The 21,738-nt window shown below is 44.3% G+C and carries 20 protein-coding genes; 7 read left to right on the forward strand and 13 right to left on the reverse strand.

The window, feature by feature from the left end; genetic code table 11:
* Positions 1-507: 507 nt before the first annotated feature.
* From A3739_RS16800 to argH, 12 genes are all read right to left on the reverse strand, one after another.
* Positions 508-948 (reverse strand): RDD family protein, encoded by a 441-nt coding sequence (locus A3739_RS16800; protein ID WP_068502141.1) that lies wholly within the window; start codon positions 946-948, stop codon positions 508-510.
* A 58-nt stretch (positions 949-1,006) separates the two neighbouring features.
* Positions 1,007-1,927: a lipopolysaccharide assembly protein LapB gene (locus tag A3739_RS16805; RefSeq protein WP_068474150.1), complete on the reverse strand. Its 921-nt coding sequence runs from the start codon at positions 1,925-1,927 to the stop codon at positions 1,007-1,009.
* A complete protein-coding gene (locus tag A3739_RS16810; protein WP_156502642.1) occupies positions 1,927-2,346 on the reverse strand; it encodes a hypothetical protein in 420 nt (139 codons plus the stop codon). The genes A3739_RS16805 and A3739_RS16810 overlap by 1 nt, the downstream gene beginning before the upstream one ends.
* A gap of 1 nt (position 2,347) precedes the next feature.
* Entirely contained in the window at positions 2,348-3,655 is a 1,308-nt protein-coding gene (locus A3739_RS16815; RefSeq protein WP_068474143.1) for a 26S protease regulatory subunit, read from the reverse strand.
* A 388-nt stretch (positions 3,656-4,043) separates the two neighbouring features.
* The gene (locus A3739_RS16825) at positions 4,044-4,700 is read right to left on the reverse strand and encodes a hypothetical protein (RefSeq protein WP_068502144.1); all 657 of its coding nucleotides are present in this window, start codon (positions 4,698-4,700) and stop codon (positions 4,044-4,046) included.
* A gap of 11 nt (positions 4,701-4,711) precedes the next feature.
* Positions 4,712-6,295 (reverse strand): diguanylate cyclase, encoded by a 1,584-nt coding sequence (locus A3739_RS16830; protein WP_068474134.1) that lies wholly within the window; start codon positions 6,293-6,295, stop codon positions 4,712-4,714.
* Between the two features lie 145 nt (positions 6,296-6,440).
* A complete protein-coding gene (locus tag A3739_RS16835; RefSeq protein ID WP_068474132.1) occupies positions 6,441-7,178 on the reverse strand; it encodes a DUF484 family protein in 738 nt (245 codons plus the stop codon).
* Between the two features lie 70 nt (positions 7,179-7,248).
* Complete coding sequence (gene dapF / locus A3739_RS16840; RefSeq protein ID WP_068474130.1) at positions 7,249-8,079, reverse strand: diaminopimelate epimerase; 831 nt, start codon at positions 8,077-8,079, stop codon at positions 7,249-7,251.
* Between the two features lie 5 nt (positions 8,080-8,084).
* Positions 8,085-9,335, reverse strand: coding sequence for a diaminopimelate decarboxylase (lysA, locus tag A3739_RS16845; protein ID WP_068474128.1), 1,251 nt, complete (start codon positions 9,333-9,335; stop codon positions 8,085-8,087).
* Positions 9,336-9,378: 43 nt separating this feature from the next.
* A complete protein-coding gene (locus A3739_RS28855; protein ID WP_156502643.1) occupies positions 9,379-9,507 on the reverse strand; it encodes a lipoprotein in 129 nt (42 codons plus the stop codon).
* Positions 9,508-9,581: 74 nt separating this feature from the next.
* Entirely contained in the window at positions 9,582-12,449 is a 2,868-nt protein-coding gene (locus A3739_RS16850; protein WP_068474126.1) for a class I adenylate cyclase, read from the reverse strand.
* A 103-nt stretch (positions 12,450-12,552) separates the two neighbouring features.
* Positions 12,553-13,953, reverse strand: coding sequence for an argininosuccinate lyase (gene argH, locus A3739_RS16855; protein WP_068474123.1), 1,401 nt, complete (start codon positions 13,951-13,953; stop codon positions 12,553-12,555).
* Positions 13,954-14,031: 78 nt separating this feature from the next.
* On the opposite strand from argH, the gene A3739_RS16860 reads away from it, so the two are divergent.
* The 7 genes from A3739_RS16860 to A3739_RS16890 all read left to right on the forward strand — a co-directional run bounded on the left by A3739_RS16860 (position 14,032) and on the right by A3739_RS16890 (position 20,667).
* The gene (locus A3739_RS16860) at positions 14,032-15,078 is read left to right on the forward strand and encodes a sensor histidine kinase (RefSeq protein ID WP_082869037.1); all 1,047 of its coding nucleotides are present in this window, start codon (positions 14,032-14,034) and stop codon (positions 15,076-15,078) included.
* Between the two features lies 1 nt (position 15,079).
* On the forward strand, positions 15,080-15,820 hold the full coding sequence (locus A3739_RS16865) for a LytTR family DNA-binding domain-containing protein (RefSeq protein WP_068474120.1): 741 nt from the start codon (positions 15,080-15,082) through the stop codon (positions 15,818-15,820).
* Positions 15,821-16,000: 180 nt separating this feature from the next.
* Entirely contained in the window at positions 16,001-16,345 is a 345-nt protein-coding gene (locus A3739_RS16870; RefSeq protein WP_068474117.1) for a hypothetical protein, read from the forward strand.
* A 65-nt stretch (positions 16,346-16,410) separates the two neighbouring features.
* Positions 16,411-17,355 carry a hydroxymethylbilane synthase gene (gene hemC, locus A3739_RS16875; protein WP_068474115.1) on the forward strand — a complete coding sequence of 315 codons (945 nt, stop codon included), beginning with the start codon at positions 16,411-16,413 and terminating at the stop codon, positions 17,353-17,355.
* Positions 17,356-17,365: 10 nt separating this feature from the next.
* Complete coding sequence (locus tag A3739_RS16880) at positions 17,366-18,121, forward strand: uroporphyrinogen-III synthase (RefSeq protein ID WP_068474113.1); 756 nt, start codon at positions 17,366-17,368, stop codon at positions 18,119-18,121.
* A 111-nt stretch (positions 18,122-18,232) separates the two neighbouring features.
* Positions 18,233-19,435, forward strand: a complete 1,203-nt coding sequence (locus A3739_RS16885) for a uroporphyrinogen-III C-methyltransferase (RefSeq protein WP_068474112.1) — start codon at positions 18,233-18,235, stop codon at positions 19,433-19,435.
* A complete protein-coding gene (locus tag A3739_RS16890) occupies positions 19,432-20,667 on the forward strand; it encodes a heme biosynthesis HemY N-terminal domain-containing protein (RefSeq protein WP_068474109.1) in 1,236 nt (411 codons plus the stop codon). Before A3739_RS16885 ends, A3739_RS16890 begins: the two co-directional genes overlap by 4 nt.
* Positions 20,668-20,715: 48 nt before the next feature.
* On the opposite strand, the gene A3739_RS16895 is transcribed toward A3739_RS16890, so the two are convergent.
* Positions 20,716-21,729 carry a 2Fe-2S iron-sulfur cluster-binding protein gene (locus tag A3739_RS16895; RefSeq protein WP_082869035.1) on the reverse strand — a complete coding sequence of 338 codons (1,014 nt, stop codon included), beginning with the start codon at positions 21,727-21,729 and terminating at the stop codon, positions 20,716-20,718.
* Positions 21,730-21,738: the final 9 nt, after the last annotated feature.

The raw sequence follows: 21,738 nt of genomic DNA on the forward strand, positions 1-21,738 counted from the left end.
TCATATCTGGTGCTACCGTGGTGCTACCCTAGAGAGAAAACGATAGTAATCTAAAGAAACCCAAATATAAACCTAACCTATTGTTTTTATTATCTAATTAAAACAATAGGCATGTAGAGAAAATCAGGGAAAACTCCCTAAAAAATAACTAGTTGTTATAAAACTTTCGGGCTTCCTTTTAGGAAGCCCTTTTTTTTGCCTTGCGTTTGGTAACGGCCAACAAATATGTGTACTTCAGGTGCTACTGTGGTGCTACCAAAAAACTCGCTTAAACAAATAACTTTCAACATCAAGATTGTGCTCCAGCATCAGCAAAACATTCAGTGGCATAGAGAGATTGGAGAAAAATAGAGGTATTGATAAGGAAAGGATTAGACAAGAGCCGACTTTAACTATTCCGCAATTTAGGAGGCATGACTAACCACTCTTGTTTATAGAACAGATCTAACTGACTTTTATTTTCAACGTTCTATATAAGCGTGAGTAGAATAGATGTTATTGGCTTATTCATCTGGTTGTCGTGACAATTGTGCGAGACCAAATATCACCTACTTTGGAACCAAACTGTTTATGCGTATATAAGATGTCCACAACGAATAATGTGACTCCTAGACTATTCCGGAAGAAAGACTGAATAAGGTCACATGAAAAGCCGGTTTCGACGTCCATAACTCTAATATCCATCAACTTTTTGCCTATGCTTTGACCATTAGGCAAGCTATCTCGCAACAAAAAGTAAAATAACGGTATGAGGTAGTCCGCTGTAGCATCCGTATAACCAGCTTCGATAACGGCCCCGCCGACGAGATAACAAAAACTCCATAAAAGGCCAACAACTAGCAAATCAATCCCAAAGGCCCAAGACCTTTTCTCTAAACTAATCTCTTTATTTTTTGAATATAAATCCACATCAGCAAACCCGCTGATTTCCCTTATTTTTTTAAACATCCGAATTTCCATTTATATACAACTTGGGCTCACAGCCCCCAAAATATAGACCTTCGCCTTAGAACTCTCTATTGAAAGAAAATGTTTCAAGTTCTTTTCTAAGAGTTTTTTGGTAGAAGGGAATACCAATCCATGAATACGCAACTATCAACAACCAAGAAATAGATATCCAGAAGGAAGCTCTAGGATATCCAATATCACCCACAACAAGAGATAACAGATTAAATAGCAAGTAAGCAAAAATTAGAACGAGACACCCTTCGATCTGTGTTAATGCCGATAATTTGGAATTGAATCTCCACCAAAACCCCAGGAAAAAGTTCTTCCTCATCTTGATGTTTCCCAATAAGGTCAGCGCTTCTCGTGAACTGGGATTATGTAGAATCACAAATTTTGCGTGATATTCAGCATCTTCTATACACCCATTTGCTAGAGCTATTTTTCCCATCAACAGGTTTGCGTCTTCATCCTGCGCATGCATAGCTAAAGCCTCTAACGCATAGCCATTTGCTTTCTTAAGCTCGCCGACAGCTAAAAAGTATTCTCCAAATACGATCGATACTCTTGCAGAATCAGGGTCTATGTTCGCAGCTGAATGAATACATTGCAGAGCTTCCTTCCTATTCCCAAGCTGCATTAAGACTTCACTTTTTAACAAGTGAGCTTCAGTACTTTCTATATCCAAACCCAATGCTTGATCACAGTATTCAATTGCCATCTTGGGCTTTTTCTTAATTATGCTTATGCGCGCATATACAAGATAAAAAAAGCTAATATTAGGGTCTATTCCCAATGCAATTTTTAGCTCGTATTCTGAAGCATGAAGTCGACCTTTTGACAGAAGATTGGCCGCTAATAGCGCATGTCCAAAGGCATCGCTCGGATCGTCAGCCAGGACCTCTTTCAGAGCATCAATTGCGAGATCATGCAATCCTTGATGGTAGTATCGCCATGCGGCTTCAATTTTGTAATCATTCATTAGTTTGCCGCCTGTTCCTTCAGATACTTATGAATTTCGTACGGCCTAGCTTGCTTACTAACTAATAGATAAAGCGTAAAAAAGAACCCAGCTTGCGCCAACACTCTCAAATAAGGCCCAAACTGCTCTTTGAACACCTCTTGACCATTTAGATTTGCTAGTACTCCAAAACCAAAAAACAAAGAGAATAAACCTATAATCCCGAGCACAACGATTAATAGTTCTTTCTTGAAGGTTGGACTACCCATAAAGAAACTATTCAGCAACAACCAAACGGGCGGTATCCAATATTTCCCAAGTAAAGGAGGCACCCACAGAAACGGAACAAACATACAAACGAAAAATATCGCCAAAGGATCTGCAACCAAATTTTCATAAGCTCGAGGCTTGGGCTCATCAATTATCTGATAGGATTGCATCTTACTTTCCATGCTTCTTCAAAAACTCCAGAACATCATCGTATCGCCCGCCATCATTGGCGTAACGAGCATAATTGCGCGCAGTTGTTAACCATTCCGTCGTGGTAGCCCTGCTATCTCCCAATGCCTCTTTAAAATGATTTGAAGATATCGATACCTCTTTACCTGACTCTATAGACTCCTCGATTGCTTCATCTGCAGCCATATCCACTAAATTAGCTAAGTCTGCACCTGAATAACCAGGTGTTTTCGTTGCTAAGCCTTTGTAGTCGATATCGGGCAATGATGGCCTTTCTTTCATATGGTGCTCTAGAATCGACTGCCTAGCTTCTTTATCAGGTGGCGGCACAAAGAACATTCGATCAAAACGACCAGGCCTTAGAAAGGCGGAATCGATCGACCAGGGCACGTTAGTGGATGCGAGGACTAAAACTCCATCATTGTTTTGCGAAAATCCATCCAGCTCAGTTAAGAATTGACTAACGGTGTTGCTCGTTGAACTGTTTCTAGCGTGCTCCCTTTTACCCGCAAGCGCTTCCAACTCATCAAAGAACAAAACACTTGGAGCTTCTGCACGCGCTTTTTCGAAAATTGCATGAAGTTTCTGCTCAGACTCTCCAATATACATATCAAGGACATCTGAAATCTCGACATTGAAAAAGGAAGCATTGCATTGCCCTGCCGTTGCTCGAGCAAGAAGGGTTTTGCCGCATCCAGGTGGACCATAGAGCAAAACTCCGCCACCCACCTTCTTCTTGAAACGCTGGAACAAAGAAGGTTTCTGAAAGGGTAAAATAATTTTCTTGTGAACTTGTTTTTTTACTTGGCTGAGCCCAACCACATCCTCAAACGTAGTAGAATCTTCTCGATGTCGGGCCAGCTCAGTAACTGAGCCAAAGTCTAATTTTTCGACAACTTTTAGTTTGACCTTCTCTTCTGTAATTCCAAAAAACTTATCGAGAGATTGCGAGCGAATTGAAGCATCCCTTATTTTCCCTGAAACATAAACTGCTTTCGCTTCATCGAGACACTCCTCATTCTTAAGTTTATTTACTATATGGAGCAAAGAACCTACATCAATTCCTTCAGAAATTTTTATTAGACTGGTTAGATCATTATGCCGTACAAAGCAATCTACTAATTTAGTGGCCTCCTCGTCGGACAAAACCATAGATTGATCTTTAAAAAAGGACTCTGCTAACTCGATATCACCTTTATCGGCGTAAGCCAAAGCGATGATCTTTGCTAGTTCTTGAGATGGGGCAGCTGCATAAGCCGCAGTTAAACCATTTAACGTCTGCTCGTCCATGAAATTCCTTGAAACAAAAATGCATATACTGAATGCGGATGTATGCTAACGGTAAATATGGTTCTCTTATAGTCACTAACCATTATTTTTTCGTATTGCCTTGCCGCGAATATTCACTAGCTTCTTAGATTAAGCCTATCTAGATATTCTAGTCTCGGAACGCTAAGACCTCGAAGAGCAGAGACGCTAATCAAAAATTGCTTAATCAAAGGACTTATTGAACTTTGCGTGGATCGAACGTCCGCTTCTGTCTAACTCCATGCATTGCACTTTAAACAATAGATGATGCGCTTCGCTTACCCTTCGGGCCGACTTTTTGTCGTTCAACGCGCTAAAGCGCTTTTGTGCCGCCTGCGCGGCAATGACATCATGAAAAGAATAACGCGGTTTAATCACTCTTTAACGAAAGATGGCTGATATCCGGTACGACGGCTGCTTCTTCTTTTTTCTCTTGGCCAAGATCGCTACCAGCCGGTGCGAGCGAAACATTATCTAATTCGTTCAGCTCAGGAGTGGGAACCTCTTCGGTTTTTTCGGCAAGATCTACCCCTACTGGGTCTAGGCTTAATGCACTATGCGATAGCATTTGATCCACTTTTTCACCCGCGACATTCAAGCCACTTTTACTCTCTACTACCATGGGTGCAGCAGGTGCAGATTCTTCTACCGTTGGCAGAGGTAACTCAGACTCAGACTCAGACTCAGGTTCAGCTGCTGGAGCTGGAGCTGGAGCTGGAGCTGGAGCTGGAGCTGGAGCTGGAGCTGGAGCTGGAGCTGGAGCTGGAGCTGGAGCTGGAGCTGGAGCTGGAGACGATGCTGGCTGATCTGTGCTTTCAAGCTGACACTTTGCACCACGAGCTTTTAATGCAGCGAGATATTTATCACCCGTTGCTTGATCTAGCTTGCCTTTCAGCACCACACGTTGACCTGAAAACATCTTTTCGATCTGTGCAGGATTAGCTTTAAATAACTGCGCAAGCTTAGCTTTACAGTCGTCTAAATCCGCACCAGGTTGTAACTCACCGTAGAAAGTTAATTCGAACATCGCCCACCTCTTTACTCTTCCCTATTCTTCTTATCGGCCTCTGCATGCCATACGCATACTTGATTTCGACCTTGTCTCTTTGCTTGCGCTAATGCTTGGTCAGCTTTAACGCTTAATTCTGAAAAATGCGCACACTCATGAAACTCAACCAAGCCAAATGAGACGGTTAACTTAACGCGCTGCGCTCTAAAATGAAGTGGCAACGACATAATCGTTTTACGCAACTTTTCCATCACTTGCTCAGCAACATCTATTTTCGTAACGGGCAGAATAAATATGAATTTCTCGCCGCCATAACGCGCAACAAAATCAGTCTTGCGCATACGCTCTTTAAGTTCTTTACCGATAATCTGCAGAGTCCTATCACCAGATAAATGTCCATAGCGTTCATTAATTGAATCGAAATGATCAATATCTGCCGCACAAAGTGCCACCGGCTTTTTGTAGCGTTGCCAACGTAAATATTCGAACTCTAAACGCTCGTCGTAGGCTTCGCGGCTTGCCAATCCTGTGAGTACATCTTCGAGTGCTGAGTGACGCTCTTCTTCGAGTTGAGAGCGTAACTTCTTTTGTTCAAGCAACAAACTTTGAACACCTTGCTGCACTGCCTCTAACTCTGGCTGAAAACCAGCGCTGAGTTTTTCTCCGCGTTTGACGAATTCAACGGCGATGTCTGAAATGTCTTCGAGGTGCTCGCGAATCGAGTCTTTTAACTGCTTTTCAAGTTCAGGGTTAGGCTGCCCATCGGCATTCAATTCAAGCGCGATGCGTTTTTCATTCACGCTCTGTTCAAGTTGTTTACTCAAATCCAACCACGTTTGATCTCTCTCATCATGCCCTGATAAGAAATCTGTCATCACCTGAAGTTGTTGATCCAACTCATGCAAAAAGGTATCAAACTGACGCTGGCCTTTCCCCATTGACGCGATGATCAGATTACTTAGATCTTCTAATGTTGGAGGCAGTTCATACCAGTTGACTCGACTAGCAATGCGTAATCGCAAGGCTTGTAGATCTTGTTGCGCACTTTCTGGGTAGCTTAGTTGGCTGAGCAATGCATTTAAAATATCAGCCACTTTGCTCGCGATTGCGCCGTAACCGGGCGTCGACTCAAGTACTTCTTTGAGTTTGGCGGCCCCCGGAAGCTCTATGAAATCATCAGGAACAACTTCAATTCTTGTTTCGATCGTTTCACTATGATGCTGACCTTTCATTTTATTGAAGACCCCTTCAACCCAATGCTTTCCTTTTTCAAAGACACTTGGTTTATGGAGGTTTGTTCCTGTTGATTCAGGCAAGGAGACACGCAAGTGCTCATCTGATCGGTCTGCTAAAAAACGACGATCAATCTCAGCTAGCGATTCAGCTAGACTTGGCAAAGAACTTAACTCGCCTTTGAGCTTGCGGCGTAGGTCTCTGATTTCGGAATGAAATTCAGGGTTCGACTCATCAACACTTAAACATAAACGCGAGACAATACGCTGAAGCAACTCAACATGCTCACGATAGCGTTCGCTTAAGTTTTCGTTGTCATCAACTTGTTTTAGATAGCGCTGACGCCATTGCTTGTCATCACCATTTTGAGCCGTGCTCATTCAACTGCCCCTGAACGCAATCGTAAAAGTGGTCTTTTTTAAAAACGATCTTTTGAGTGTAGTCAGGAGAATGAAATTTGGCAGGCAAATTTCTGCTGAAACAGCCACGCTTTGAGAATACGTGGCCATTCAGATAGGTATCTGATTAATCTAGTAAAGAAGGGACGTTTTCTGCGTGTGTTTTGCTACGTGCTCGTGCCAATAAATCGGGCAACAAACGCGAAATAAAATCACTGATATAGGACAAAAACAAAGACCCCATTGATGAATCGAAATGTTGCGGATTCGTACTTGCCAAACTAATTACGCCATACAGCTGGCCATTTCGCATTGGAATCACGGCAGCAGAACCAACTTGCGACGCCTCGCTCTGATATAAGAACGCTAGCTGCTTATCAGTAAAACGACCACACACCGCGTTTTGGCTATCTACCAAAGTGCCTAAGGCATCACGCGCATCTTGCTCACTTAAGATATGTAGTTCTGAAGCTGGGTAATCAGACTTATCCGCGAAAACCACAATACGCACAAAATCGATATTCGCATCTTCTTTAAAGGCAGCCTGAAGCACATACTCGATCTCATCCATGCTTTTCACATCAAGCATATCAAGCAATAAACGTTTGCTCGTTTCAAAGTGCTTGTCGTTTTCTGTAGCCGCTTGAATTAGTTCATTTAATTGAACACGCAACTTGTCACGATCTTCACGAAATACTTGAACCTGACGCTCGCCTAAAGAGATTGCTTTCCCGCTTTCATGCGGGAACGTAAGTTCTTGTAGTAGTGCTTCATGTTTAACGAAAAAGTCAGGAGATTGTTTTAGAAATTCGACAACTTGTTCTTCTCTGACGGCCTGTTCCGGAGCGATCGTTTGTTCTGTCATTGTTATGTTCTTAGTTTGTTATCAATTAAAGAAGTGCCCGTTTATTGCGGCACTTCGACTAGCACTGTAGCTAGATTCTTACTTGTCCTTTGAAGACCGTTGCAGCAGGACCAACCATAATCAAGTTATGGCCTCGCCCAGCCCATTCAATTATCAAATTACCACCAGGAAGCTTCACTTCAACAGGGCTTTCAAGAAGACCACGCTCAATCCCGGCCACCACTGCCGCACACGCGCCAGTGCCACACGCGAGCGTTTCACCAGCACCGCGTTCAAAAACACGCAGCTTTATAAAGCGAGCATGGACCACTTCCATAAACCCAATATTGGCTTTGCTTGGAAAGCGCGTATGTTTTTCTAACTGAGGCCCCAGCTCTTCAACATTTGCTGTCGCAACATCATCAACAAGCATCACGCCATGCGGATTACCCATTGATACGGCCGATAACTCATAATAGGCTTCTTCGACAGCCAGCGAATAAGTGCTGGCTTGCTGATCTGCTTCAAACGGAATTTGCGCGGGCTCCAATACTGGCTCACCCATATCGACACGAACACGACCATCTTCTTGAATGGTTAGCTCAATATCGGCATTACAGGTTTCAACCTTGATCACCGACTTATCGGTCAAGCCTTGCTCACGAACAAATACAGCAAAACAGCGCGCACCATTGCCACACTGTTCTACTTCTGAACCGTCTGCATTGAAGATGCGATATTTAAAATCCATGTCAGGCTTGCTTGGTGGCTCAACCAGTAACATTTGGTCGAAGCCAATGCCCATGCGCCGATCGGCGAGCTTTTTGATCTGCTCTGTTCGAAAATGCGCATGCTGGCTAATCATGTCGACAATAACAAAGTCGTTGCCTAAGCCGTGCATTTTAGTGAATTCAACAATCATGCGACTTACTCTTCAAACACATGCTCAAGACGAATTTGCTCTTCAAAGGTCTCGCGCTCTCGACCAACAAACACTCGCTCGTTATCAACGATTAGCTCTGCCGCGCGATTCCGTGAATTATAATTCGAGCTCATTGCAAAGCCGTATGCTCCTGCTGAACACACTGCAAGCAAATCACCTTCTGCGATATTTAAGGCACGATCTTTACCAAGAAAATCACCCGTCTCACAGATAGGACCAACGACATCATAGGTCTTCGCTTCACCCTTTGTACGAGGACTCACTGGCACGATGTCTTGCCAAGCACTGTAGAGCGACGGACGCATTAGATCGTTCATAGCAGCATCAACAACCGCGAAGTTTTTCTCTTCGTTGTGCTTCAAATATTCAACACGCGTTAGCAAGATTCCTGAGTTAGCGGCAATAGAACGCCCCGGCTCCATGACGATTGTCAGGTTACGACCTTCTACTTTCTTAAGTACTTCTTGAACATAAGAGGCCGTTTCTGGAGGCTGTTCATCCGAGTACCGCACGCCAAGACCACCGCCGATATCGAGATGCTCTAGCGTAATGCCTTTGTCTTGTAGTTGATCGACTAGCAACAGCACACGATCTAGTGCATCAAGGAATGGCTGAGTTTCGGTTAACTGAGAACCGATATGGCAATCAATCCCTGTTACACGAATACCTTCCAGTGAGGCTGCTGCTTGATAAATATCAAGCGCGACATCAATCGATACGCCGAATTTATTATCTTTCAAACCCGTTGAAATATAGGGATGGGTCTTCGCATCTACGTCTGGATTCACACGCAAAGAAATCGGCGCAACCATGCCCAAAGCCGATGCAACTTCGTTAAGCTGATATAACTCTGACTCAGACTCTACATTGAAACAGTGAACGCCCGCTTTTAGGGCTTCAGCCATTTCATCTGCTTGCTTACCCACACCCGAAAAAACAACTTTCGATGCGTCAGCACCTGCCGCGAGCACACGCTTTAATTCGCCAATCGATACGATGTCAAAACCTGCACCTAAATGAGCAAGAATGCTCAATACCGCGAGATTCGAATTCGCTTTTACTGCGTAGCAAACAAGGTGATCGTGATCCCCGAATGCATTTTTATAAGCAAGAAAGCTCTGCTCAAATGCTGCACGTGAATACACATACGTTGGCGTACCGTATTGCTCTGCAATGTCTTGAAGGGATGCGTTTTCAGCGTAAAGCTGACCATTTTTTAGAGTAAAATAATCCATACTATTTCAGCGATTAAATCGCTCGCCGCCTTTACTAATCAAGTTATGCGTCAGATGACTGCTCTTGTGCAGGTTCTTCTGTTTCAGGTAAATACAAGGCGCCCTTTTGTCCGCAGCCCAATAACACTGAGCTTACAACTAAAAGCAGACCAAAGGTCTTTATATGGCGCATGGCGATTTCCAAAAAAGATTTTCTGACATCAAAGATGGGGCGATTATAGCTTGTCGTACAAGCAAAGACTAACGCTAAGATGTGCGCTGCTGGGAATTAACAGCTTTGGCAAAAGCTGTTTCAAATTCAATGAATACTTTAAAGTAATCAAGAACACCAAAGCCTTGGCCATCACTGCGCAATACACCCAAAGGATCAGCGGGAAAACTCAGATCAGTGAGTTTCAAATACGCACCCGCGCGTGTACGAGAGTGCTCAAAACTATGTGTTAATGCGGCGAATTGTTGATCACCATATTCGGTATAAGAGAAGTCTTTACCAAGCGCATGGAAATCATAATGCAAGGTGTCTCCTGCATAATTAGCGAAGGCGTGAACGGGCTCTGCCTCTAGCAAATCAATCCGCTTTATGCGCCGTGTATGAATATCACCTTGTGACTCGGACACTGCATACAGCGCAACCGTTGGCATAACACCGTGATGATGATGCGCCATACTCAATTGTCTGCGATCTAGCACGATACTTAAGAAAGAGAACACCGCTGACTGCATGATCGACTCGTCTTGGCGTGGAAGGCTCCCCTTTAACAAGCCCCCAAACTCGTCTAATACATACAGATCAATTTCGTTCTCTTGATAGACATAAAAGACTTGAATTAAATCTGGCTCGTTCATCGCGAGCGCTGTTTTCAGAACGGTTTCGTGTTCAAGAGCATGGCTATCGAACCTAATCGGCAAGTAACTGCCTTCAACACGCCTTAAACGTTCAAAGAGTACATCTTGAGTTTCGAACAGCTCAAAACGAAATTGCGTGTTCGCTGCATGAATCAAATAGAAGGATTTGCCCAAACCAATAATATACCTAACTGAACGGACTTGATGATCTGGGCCAAATAATACAGAGCGAGCCTCATAAAATAATGCTTTCACTCGGTCTTCAATGGCTCTCGCTCTGAACGAACTAAAACAGCGCACGATCAATTCGAATGGCCCACCTGCTTGCTCTGCACACAGCAACAAATAAGCTTGTAAGTTCTGCAGTAAAGTCTCACCTACCTCATAACGCACGGCAGATACTTCACCCCAGCTGTTCAGTACAACCTGATCGATGGTTTTAACCAAATTGGCTTGTTGCGAGCTGTAGGACAATGAATCTGTACGATCACTGATTCGCTGCCCTGCCTGATCTTGCTCGTCTTCGGCAGGCCCATCGATATTAATCAATAATACAATGCGTCGAATGCGTGCAGCCGTTTCAAAACACGATTGATCTGGTGTCGGTAACGGCAATGGAAATTCTTGCTCTAGACAATCTAATACGCTGTGAACATCTCGGATACTGGTCGCGCTCTCACCCGGCACTAGACTCAAACGCGTTGCTCTACTCACAATGCCGTTGAAGTAAAGCCAGGCCAGCAATTCCACCAAGCTACTGTTCTTTTTCAATGGCTGGGCAAAAGCTGCATCTGCCGGTGTGGCAAGCTCTTTGTATAAAAGCCATGCCTTTGGATCGGTCTGAAATTCTTGGCTAGAAGCATGATGCAAGGCGAGATTTTCTTCCCACATGCTCGGACTGATGCCTAAGTTGATCGCTTCGATCTTGCCTGCTTTTCGTTGAAAAACCGCGTATAACTTACGACCGAGTAGATTCATATCGGTTTGCGTGATGGAGCTACTAATGGCATTTGCGCGTGCGTAATTAGTTAAAAAGCGATACGCGTTGGTCAACTCTGCCAACAAACTTTGACGCTCCGTCGCCACTTCATTTACACGCCAAGTATGCCGTTCATCCAAGTGACGCAACTGATTCTTTGTCCATCCCCAAGCACTAACTTGCTCCTGCAAAAACTGTCGCTGCCAAGACACTTTCCGCACTGTTCGCGAGAGTTTTTTATTCACCTTCAAATAAAAACTTTTACGTATCAGATCTAGACGATTCTCTTGCTTCTGACGATGTAAATAATTTTCTAAACGGCGATACAACAGGTAATACGGATCAAGGCTGGCTAGGTCTAGTTCGTCGTCGTAAATCGCTTGTTTAAACTCAACCCCAAGCGTTGGAAAATCAGGAAGCTCACGGGCATAGACCTCTGCCAACATGAGTTTCAATGTCGATTTATAAGGCGACTCTAAACTCTTATAAAGCTGCCATAAGCCTGCCCCAACCAACTCACTTTTCGGGATATCGTATAACCCACCAAAGTCGATAGTCTCTGTTTCTTTGATAAAGCGTTTTTCAAGAAGCATTGCGGCGGTTTGATCGTAGTCTTGCTCCATTCGCGGCGGCACTAACCACCAAAGCGGATAACGACCAGCGAGCAATATCGCGGTACGATAAAACTCATCGAGCAATAGGACATGTTGCGCAGAGCCGCTGCTCTCTTTATCCATGCTTGGCACGGATACGCCATGCTTGAAGCGAGAGGCACACATCACAAAAGTATGCAGTTCGAGCCCTTCATCATTCGCCCACTTGTCGATGAGTTTAGCCTTCTCACTCAATACGTCTTGTTCTTGCTGGGTTAACTGATCATCAATACATAACCATGCATCTACGTCACTGGCCTCAGAGTGCGCTAAGGTGCCAGTGCTACCCATAATAAATAGAGAATGAATTTGCGCCTTGTGTCGTCGATCTTGTTTAAATCGAAAGGTACGACTAAAACCTGCCGCGATAGATAAAGCTTCTTTGCTTGGTGCAAACTCCGACACACCACGCGGTGCATCGCGAGACACGTAACCGGGTAACAAGGGGTGGTTAACTTGGTATAAAAGAGGAAGAATTCTTAATAGATCAGCTTGTCGAGAACCTAAACCCTCGTAAGTTCGTTCCAAGCGTCGTTGATTCACACCCAAGAAGCGATCTCGAATGTGTCGGAGTAATTTTCGATCAACACCGTCGGTGTAATCGACAGAAATTTTTCGCTGAAGACTTAGCGGCATAGCAAACTTAAACTTGGCAAAATACTGCCGATGAACAGGCTCAATTAGAACGGTTTTCGTTTAAATACAGAAACAAACAAAAACCGTTCCAATCATAGTCTTCTTAGCGTGTACTAAGTCCCTGTTCAGCGCGCTTCACGGCTTCACGAACTTGTGCCGGCGCCGTCCCACCAATGTGATTACGCGCATTAACCGAGCCTTCTAAGGTGAGAACATCAAATACGTCATCGACGATTGTGTCACTAAACTGTTGAAGCTCTTCTAAGCTCATCTCTGAGAGATCTTTGCCTTGTTCAATACCATAAGCAACTGCTTTACCCACTACTTCGTGCGCGTCGCGGAAAGGCATACCTTTCACCACTAAGTAATCTGCAAGATCAGTTGCCGTCGCAAAACCTTTTAACGCTGCATCGCGCATATTTGACGCTTTAACCTGCAAGGCTGGAACCATGTCAGCATAGGCACGCAAACATCCTTTTACGGTATCAAGCACATCGAATAAAGGCTCTTTGTCTTCTTGATTATCTTTGTTGTAGGCCAATGGCTGAGATTTCATAAGCATAAGTAGAGAGATCAAATGCCCAGTTACGCGACCACTTTTACCGCGTACAAGTTCTGGTACATCTGGATTCTTCTTCTGCGGCATGATTGAAGAGCCCGTGCAAAAACGATCAGGCAAATCAATAAAGTCAAACTGCGCAGAGGCCCATAAAATGAGTTCTTCGGAAGCGCGCGACAAATGCATTAACAAGAGGCTCGCAAATGAACAAAACTCAATCGCAAAATCACGGTCGCTCACGGAATCAAGAGAGTTATAGCTCGGACGCTCAAAACCAAGCAATTCAGCAGTTAGAGCGCGATCGATAGGGTAACTTGTGCCAGCCAAAGCCGCGGCACCAAGCGGCATGATGTTGACACGCTTACGGCAGTCCATCAAACGTTCATAATCGCGTTGCAACATTTCGTTCCAGGCCATAACGTGATGCCCGAACGTAACCGGTTGTGCAGTTTGAAGATGCGTAAAGCCTGGCATAATCGTTTCAGCTTCACGCTGTGCCAAGCCAACAATACCCTGTTGAAGACGGGTAATTTCACTTGCAATAAAGTCGATTTCATCGCGCAAATACAAACGAATATCTGTCGCAACCTGGTCATTACGTGAACGGCCTGTATGAAGCTTCTTGCCTGTAATACCAATTTTCTCGGTAAGCTTCGCTTCAATATTCATGTGCACATCTTCAAGCGCAACCGACCATTCAAACTCGCCTGCTTCAATATCTGCGCGCACTTCGCTCAAACCTTGAATGATTTGATCACGTTCTTGCTCACTCAACACACCCACTTTTGCAAGCATGGTCGCATGTGCAATCGAGCCTTGAATATCGTGAAAGTACATACGTTGATCAAACTGAACCGAAGCGGTGAATTCCGCGACAAATGCGTCTGTTGGCTCGTTAAAACGACCACCCCAAGACTGGTTGGTGGCATTTGAATCATTGCTCATGCTGGATTACCCATCTACACTAAAATCATTGCTGCCGCAGGAATTCTCTGGCGGCCCAGTAAAGCGCCGAAGTATATCATGAATAACAAAGCCACTGCGCCTCAAAAAGACGTGACGCTAACGAACAGTTTTATTCCGAATTTATGTCACGCTCAAAGCATTGCGATCGTCATTTTATGCACGCAAGTTTTGGCCTTTATTATTGCTTTGATTCAAACAACGCATGGCCTGCTAGATTGGCAAACCCTTGGCTTCACCTCGCTCATATTGCATGCCATTGGACTCAGTTCTTGCGTTCTACTCTGTGCTGCTCGTCCAATCAATGCTCGCTTTAGCATCATTGCCCAGGCTTTTTTAGCACTACTTATCGTTATGCTAGTAACGGCCTTGATTAGTTATGCCAGCATACGATTTGTAGAAACCCATATTGTCGATAACGCCAATTTCATTATTCAAAATACGATTGTTGCAGGACTAATTAGCGGATTAGCACTCCGTTACTTTTACTTGGGCTATCTGGCGAAGCAGCAGCAAAAAGCCGAACTACAAGCGCGAATTGAGGCACTTCAATCTCGCATTCGACCGCACTTTTTATTTAATAGCATGAACAGCATCGCCAGTTTGATCGCTACGAAACCTGAACTAGCGGAGGACGCGGTACTCGATTTATCAGAACTTTTTCGCTCCACTCTCAATACGCAGCGCCGATACGTTGCGCTTCAAGAAGAGATCTCTCTGTGTAAAAAGTATCTGAATATAGAAGGCTTACGACTTGGCGATCGGTTAAGGGTATCTTGGAAAATCGCCGACAATACTTTGCAGGTAATGATTCCACCTCTGACACTACAACCGATTGTTGAGAATGCAATCTATCACGGCATTCAACCTCTAGCAGATGGAGGAACAATCGATTTTGAAGCGTATATAAAGAACGAGCATGTGTATTTATTAGTGTCTAATCCTGTTGGGGAATCAGAAAAAAACACGCACGGAAATCATATCGCTTTATCGAATATTGCAGATCGCCTTTCTGCTATGTACAAAAAGACTGCCGTTCTGAAGACAAGTCAACACAATAACATCTTTACCACAACGCTCCGGCTTCCAATTCAAAGCAGTCATTAATATGAAAGAAGCGACCAAGATCTTAATTGCAGATGATGAACCTTTAGCCCGAGATCGGCTAGCCCGCATTATTGAGCGTATTGATGGTTACGAGGTATGCGGCCTCGCGAGGAATGGTCAGCAGGCTGTTGAGATAGCGCGAACGGAATATCCCGATATTGCATTGCTCGATATCCGTATGCCCGAAATGGACGGCATCGAAGCCGCTAAACACATCACAAAGCTTGAACCGCCACCAGCAATTATCTTTTGCACCGCCTATGACGAATATGCCTTACAGGCGTTTCAAGCGAATGCCATAGGTTATGTACTAAAGCCGGCTAGAGAAGAGCAGCTTCTGCAAAGTTTGAACCAAGCACAAGCATTAAGTCAGGCTCATTTAAAGGCTGTCAAAGTACTGCAGGCAGGTCAAAGTGCGGATTCATTCTTTATTGCGAACACATGGGATGGCCAAGAAAAGATCGACCTCGACGATATACTGCTATTCAAAGCCGATCAAAAGTATGTGAATGTTATTCATAAGCAAGGCGAAACCTTAAGTAACCAAACCTTAAAAGAACTCGAAGAGCTTTACCCGCACTTCATTCGCGTGCACCGTAGCACTCTCGTTAACACTAAACATCTTAGAAAACTCAAAAAATCCGCATCGGGTACGCACATCATTGAGCTCAGCAATGGCCTCACAACGGAAGTTAGCCGACGGCATTGTAGTGAAGTTCGCGACCTTATCTCCTCTCTCTGAGCCGTTTTAGAAATTTCACAGATCTTTTTTTGTGCCACCCAGCACAGTTTCGGCTTAGTAAGGCGTCATTTAGTCGACACCGTTCTCACTCTCACTATGCCCATAAAAGCAGTTCACAAAAATGTCGCAGAACTTTATGTATGATCCGTAATGTTGTTAAGAAAAACGAGGTCAGTATCCGTGCGTCAACATAACAATAAAGCTAAAAAAATCGCTGGTATCTTTGCATTTGCGCTTGCTCTGTTCAGCACGTCGAGCCATTGTTTAGCCAATCCAAATATTCCAATCAGCGAAGACGACACGATCTTGGTTGACCAACAACCCAATACAAAAATCCCTTACAGTAAAATTGTTAGAACTGTTATTAAGAAGTTTTTTAATCTTGATAGTGAACAGTTAATGACCTTTGGTGGTAATTCTTCAAAACAAGTTGCGAGAAGCTTCAGTGATTATGTTGATCGCACAAAAACCAAAGTTAAGGTCAAAGAGGACGAGATAGAATTTGAGCTGAAACTTCAGTTTTAATTCTCCGAAATACAAACCTCAAAAAGCTCGTTATAATGCCCCAAACTTGAGTAATGAGGGGCAACATGTCCAATCCCACATCTAGCAAAATCCGCATCGCATCACGAGAAAGTGCACTAGCACTTTGGCAAAGTGAATACATCAAAGCGCAATTAGAATCTCTCCACCCTGGCCTTGAAGTCGAGATTGTTGGCATGACAACGAAGGGCGACCAAATTCTTGATGTCCCACTAGCAAAAATTGGCGGCAAGGGTTTATTTATAAAAGAGCTAGAACAATCTATGTTGGTGGGCGAAACGGATATAGCCGTTCATTCAATGAAAGATGTACCGATGCATTTTCCTGAAGGATTAGAGCTAGCGGCAATTTGTAAACGCGAAAGTCCGTTCGATGCTTTTGTCAGCAATACTTACAACACGATTGATGAGCTCCCTCAAGGAGCTGTTGTTGGCACATCGAGTTTACGCAGAAAAACTCAGCTTGCGGCGCTGCGCCCAGACCTCACCATTAAATCGTTGCGCGGCAATGTAAATACACGTCTCGCGAAACTAGATGCCGGTGAATATGACGCCATTATTCTCGCAGACTCGGGGCTGAAACGTTTAGGTTTTCATGATCGAATCAAACAAGTAATCCCAGCTGAAACATCTCTTCCTGCTGTTGGCCAAGGTGCACTAGGCATTGAGTGTCGAAGTGCAGACCAAGCAATTAAAGCCCTACTACAGCCTTTGATTGATGAGGAAACTAATCTTTGTGTTCGTGCTGAACGAGCCATGAACTCACGACTCGAAGGTGGTTGCCAAGTACCTATTGCTGGCTTTGCTGAGCTTGAAAATGACTCTATTTCTTTAAGAGGATTAGTGTCTGCTATCGATGGCAGTGAAACATTACGCGCAACTGGCTCAACGCAGGCCGATGTAGAAAGTGCTGAAGCACTCGGTAAAGAAGTCGCCGAAGACTTGTTAGCGCAAGGCGCCCAAGCACTTCTCGATCAAGCATACCAAGACTAAGCGCTACAAGATGATCCAGCAGGTATTGAAAGGGCGAAAGATTTTGGTCTGTCGCCCAGAGCCTTCCGCAACGGAGTTATGTACTGTATTAAACTCTGTTGGTGCAAGCAGTATTGCCCTACCCTGCATTCAAATACTTCCTATTGAGCCCAGCCCGACATCAAAGCAATACATCTTTAATTTGGATCAATATAGCAAGGTCATTGTGGTCAGCCAGTTTGCCGCTCATCGTGTCCTGTCTCTCGTTGACGAACTATGGCCTCAAATGCCGGCCGAACAAACGTGGTATGGCATTGGGCGCAAAACAACAAGCGTATTGGCCGAATCCGAAGCTCAGTTATATGACGCTCAACAAGACCTCAACAGTGAAGGTTTATTAGATATTCCCGATCTTCAAAATGTAAAAGGCGAGCGTATTTTAGTTGTAAAAGGCAAAGACGGGCGCAGTAAACTTGAGCAAGGTTTGAGAGCCCGCGGAGCGCAGATTGATCACCTCGATCTTTATGAGCGCTTAAAGCCAGAATACAGCGATGAGCAATTACAAAACGCTTTAAATGACTTTGTACCAGATAGCATCATCACATTGAGTCTTGAGACCTTAGACAATTTGCACGCTTATAGTCAGCAGACGAATTACTCTGCGTATAATGCTAAATTGGTCGTTCCAAGCCAACGCGTCGCATCGCATGCTCAACGCCTTGGATTTAAAGAGATTGCCGTGAGTGAGCAACTGAAACCCATCAACCTGATACAGGCTCTAAAATAACCACACGACACTAAACTCTCAGCTGAGCGCTTAGATGAATAATTGCTAAGTGAAAAGGCAGCATTTTAAGGCTAAGCTCTTACTCTAACGATAACAAAGAAAGAGCATAGCGTGAGCGACGAAAAGCCTGTTAATGAGCCAGTAGAAACAAGCAAAACTGTTCCAGAAACTGGCAATCAGCCATCTCAAAAAACAACGGCCTCTACAAAGCCCAAAAGTACTGATAAAAAATCCTCTGGCTTGCTCAGTAAGTTATTGATCATTGTCGTGCTTGTTTGTCTTGGCACTGGCGGCTATTTTGGCTTCATTTACGGCAAGCAAATCATCGACACTCAAACAAAAATGAGTCAACAACTAGGTTCGCTCAGTAAAGCAGTCAAAGACAACCAGCAAGCATTAGATGCGCTTTCGAATGATCAAAGTAACTTTGCACAATCAGTTGAGTCGCAACAAAAACAACAAGCAAAAATAGAATCAGAGCATCAAAAATCTCTTTCGAGCTTGCATCAACAAGTTATAGAAATCACCGGTAATTCACGACAAGACTGGCTCTTAGCAGAAGCAGAATACTTATTGCGTATCGCGAATCAGCGTTTACTCATTGAGAAAGATCCGGTAACCGCAGAGAGCCTGTTAGGATCAGCTGATCAAGTATTATCAGAAGCAGACGATGCCGCGTTAATGCCGATTCGCGTTAAAATCGCTGAAGAATTATTAGCACTGCGAAGCATGGCAATTAGCGCAAACGACGAACTTATTGTGCGCTTAAGTGGCTTAGCAAACGTGGTTGAATCCTTAACGTTAGAAACTGAACTCTCCGAAAAAAGTATTGAAGTATCAGCTTTGTCGTCAACATCAACACCAGCAGAACAAAGTCTTGAACTCACTTGGTATGAGATGCTTTGGAGCAAAATCAAAACCGCATTTAACAAGGCTGTTTCGATCCAACGACTTGAAGAAAAGAATGATGCACCGCCATCCCCTCATTACGCGGAATACTTAAAACAAAACTTAGCCTTACGCATTGAACAGGCCAAGCTTTTATTAATGAGACAGCGCCAAGATCAGTTTAAAGCATCTATTTCAAATACCTTGGAATGGATGGCGACATACATGCCCACTAACAATGCATCTGTTGACGCGATCACGGCCGAGCTCAATGAGATAAATCAATTCGATCTCAGCCAAACACAAGTAAACATTGATGGTTCTCTTTCCATGCTCCAGCAGCTTGTCGAAAAAAAGTATCGCAACCACTCCCTCGAGAAATTTAATACGCCTCATCCTGTACAAACAGAAGGCAATGAACAATGAGACGAGTCTTTGTTTTCATCATTCTAGCGATTGTTGCGGCGGCCTTGCTCACTTTGGGCATTCAGTATGATACCGGCTACGTCAAAATCACTTATGGGCATTGGCTGATCGAAAGCAACCTTTGGGTCTTGGTGTCGTTGAATCTCATCGCTCTCATCGGACTTGGGTTTGTCATCAGTACGCTAAAAGCACTTATTCGCGGCTCAAATCAATCAATTCGATGGTTTAAAATTCGCCCAAAACGCAAGGCGAATAACGACTCACAGCGAGGGCTTCTCGCCTTCTTAGAGGGTGATTGGCAAACTGCAAAATCCTTATTAACACAGTCGGCCCAACATGCACGCATGCCTCTGGTGAATTTACTGGCTGCAGCCAACGCGGCAAACCAACAAGGTAATCACAAAGAGTCTGCGCAAATACTCAAGCAAGCCCACGAGCTCGACGGTGGCTCTGAGCTGGCAGCAAGCTTAACGCAAGTCCGTTTGCATATTGAAAACGAACGCTATGAAGCAGCTCTTGCAGTACTAACACGTTTACGAAAACAGCACCCTAAGCACGTATATGTCTTAAAACTAACCGTGCAAGTTTATCGCGCGTTGGAAGATTGGGAGCACCTTGTTGCGTGCTTTGAAGGAGATCTTGCTCAACAGCTAAACTTAAGTGCAGATTTTGAACGACAAGCGTGGGCAAAATTATTTGCGACCTATGCTACACGCCTTAAAACCGAGCAAAAAAATGGTGTTTATGTCGAAAGTTTGGAGTCATCTCTTGCTGAAGTATGGCAGCGTGTACCAAGTAAATATCGCTTTGATGAGCACGTCATTCACGCCTATGTGAGAGAGCTAATGAGTGTCGGCTTAAGTGCTGAATCAGAAGTCATACTTCGAAAAGCCCTAGAAAAATCGTGGAGCGAAAATCTGATCGATGCGTATGGGCGAGCAAAGGGCAAAGACGCGACGAAGCAATTGCTAAATGCTGAAAAATGGTTAAAGTCGCGACCTAATAGCCCACGTTTGCTGTTAGCGCTTGGGCGACTATCGTTACGATGTGAGCTTTGGGGAAAAGCGCAAGAGTACTTTTCATCGAGCCTAGCTCAGCAACCTTCACTAGAAGCGAGCGCCGAGCTCTATCGATTATCTTGCCACTTGAACAAGCCAGCACAGGATACCGACAAACAACTAGAGCATTTAATGCAGCAATTGCACCTTCCTGAATTACCTCAGCCCCGTTAGTAAATACACGGGGTTAAGCCAAATCGTTAACCCTGCTGAATTTATGATCTAGATCTGATCACGACTCACGTACTCAAGCACGTCAGAATAGAAATTCTCATGCTCGAGGCCTGCATCCTCTAAAGCATCCATTGCTGAGTAAACCATGCGAGGCGACCCCGCAACAAAGACCTTAAAGCCAGACAAGTCACCATGCCCTTCTAACACTGCATCAGCTAGCAAGGAGTGGTGCTGAGTGCTCTGGCTCTGCTCTTGGTCATCATCAGCAACAATAGTTTGAATATGCACATTCTCGTACCGATCTTCTAGATCTTTAACATAGTCGAGCGCATACAAATCACTTTCTTTGCGAGCGGTCCAATACAAACTGAGCTCTTTATCAAATCCGTTGCCAAGCAAGTATTCAATTAAACTCTTCATCTGTGCGAAACCTGTGCCCGCAGCAAGTAGCAAAACTGGTTCGCTTGGTACCGAACTTAAGCAAGCCTTTCCAAACGGCAGCTTCACTTGCACGCTCGCACTCGTTTGTAAAAATTGAACTACTTCAAGCGCTTTTTCCAAATGAGGATCAGCCTGAATATGCAACTCAATCTCTCGTTGATTCGGCGCACTCGCAATAGAAAAGTATGTTTCGTCTTCACGCTCAGGCAACAACAAGGCTAAATACTGGCCTGCGTAAAATTCTTTCAACTTTCCGGCTGGTTGCTCTAGTACAACTTTATAAACATGCGCCTGCATCTCAGACACCTGTTTAATCTGGCAACTAAATGTATTCATCGGTAATTCACCAGGGCCTAACACCCCGTCCATATAAATTGTCACATCAGTGTGAGGCTTAACATGACATACATAAATTTCGTTCGTATCGTTTGGCGAAACAAGCTCGCCGGTGCGCGTTTCAATACGACCTTGGATTAACTCAGCTCTGCAAATATGGCAAACGCCGTTTCGACAGCTGACTGGAAAACGAATATCAACTCGCTGCCCAGCTTCTATGAGCGTTTCGGATTCAGAGCACTCGAATTGCAGACCGTTCGGCTCAAGCGTAATGGAGTAACTCACTTACCAAAC

The sequence above is a fragment of the Oleiphilus sp. HI0067 genome (genome assembly GCF_001635735.1).

What these genes read in the sequence shown, in the direction of transcription:
- hemC (WP_068474115.1), top strand. Translation starts at nt 16,411, where the DNA reads ATGTCCAATCCCACATCTAGCAAAATCCGCATCGCATCACGAGAAAGT.
- A3739_RS16860 (WP_082869037.1), top strand. Translation starts at nt 14,032, where the DNA reads ATGAATAACAAAGCCACTGCGCCTCAAAAAGACGTGACGCTAACGAAC.
- A3739_RS16825 (WP_068502144.1), bottom strand. Translation starts at nt 4,700, where the DNA reads ATGTTCGAATTAACTTTCTACGGTGAGTTACAACCTGGTGCGGATTTA.
- A3739_RS16810 (WP_156502642.1), bottom strand. Translation starts at nt 2,346, where the DNA reads ATGCAATCCTATCAGATAATTGATGAGCCCAAGCCTCGAGCTTATGAA.
- A3739_RS16830 (WP_068474134.1), bottom strand. Translation starts at nt 6,295, where the DNA reads ATGAGCACGGCTCAAAATGGTGATGACAAGCAATGGCGTCAGCGCTAT.
- A3739_RS28855 (WP_156502643.1), bottom strand. Translation starts at nt 9,507, where the DNA reads ATGCGCCATATAAAGACCTTTGGTCTGCTTTTAGTTGTAAGCTCAGTG.
- dapF (WP_068474130.1), bottom strand. Translation starts at nt 8,079, where the DNA reads ATGATTGTTGAATTCACTAAAATGCACGGCTTAGGCAACGACTTTGTT.
- lysA (WP_068474128.1), bottom strand. Translation starts at nt 9,335, where the DNA reads ATGGATTATTTTACTCTAAAAAATGGTCAGCTTTACGCTGAAAACGCA.
- A3739_RS16800 (WP_068502141.1), bottom strand. Translation starts at nt 948, where the DNA reads ATGTTTAAAAAAATAAGGGAAATCAGCGGGTTTGCTGATGTGGATTTA.
- argH (WP_068474123.1), bottom strand. Translation starts at nt 13,953, where the DNA reads ATGAGCAATGATTCAAATGCCACCAACCAGTCTTGGGGTGGTCGTTTT.
- A3739_RS16890 (WP_068474109.1), top strand. Translation starts at nt 19,432, where the DNA reads ATGAGACGAGTCTTTGTTTTCATCATTCTAGCGATTGTTGCGGCGGCC.
- A3739_RS16880 (WP_068474113.1), top strand. Translation starts at nt 17,366, where the DNA reads ATGATCCAGCAGGTATTGAAAGGGCGAAAGATTTTGGTCTGTCGCCCA.
- A3739_RS16865 (WP_068474120.1), top strand. Translation starts at nt 15,080, where the DNA reads ATGAAAGAAGCGACCAAGATCTTAATTGCAGATGATGAACCTTTAGCC.
- A3739_RS16850 (WP_068474126.1), bottom strand. Translation starts at nt 12,449, where the DNA reads ATGCCGCTAAGTCTTCAGCGAAAAATTTCTGTCGATTACACCGACGGT.
- A3739_RS16835 (WP_068474132.1), bottom strand. Translation starts at nt 7,178, where the DNA reads ATGACAGAACAAACGATCGCTCCGGAACAGGCCGTCAGAGAAGAACAA.
- A3739_RS16815 (WP_068474143.1), bottom strand. Translation starts at nt 3,655, where the DNA reads ATGGACGAGCAGACGTTAAATGGTTTAACTGCGGCTTATGCAGCTGCC.
- A3739_RS16805 (WP_068474150.1), bottom strand. Translation starts at nt 1,927, where the DNA reads ATGAATGATTACAAAATTGAAGCCGCATGGCGATACTACCATCAAGGA.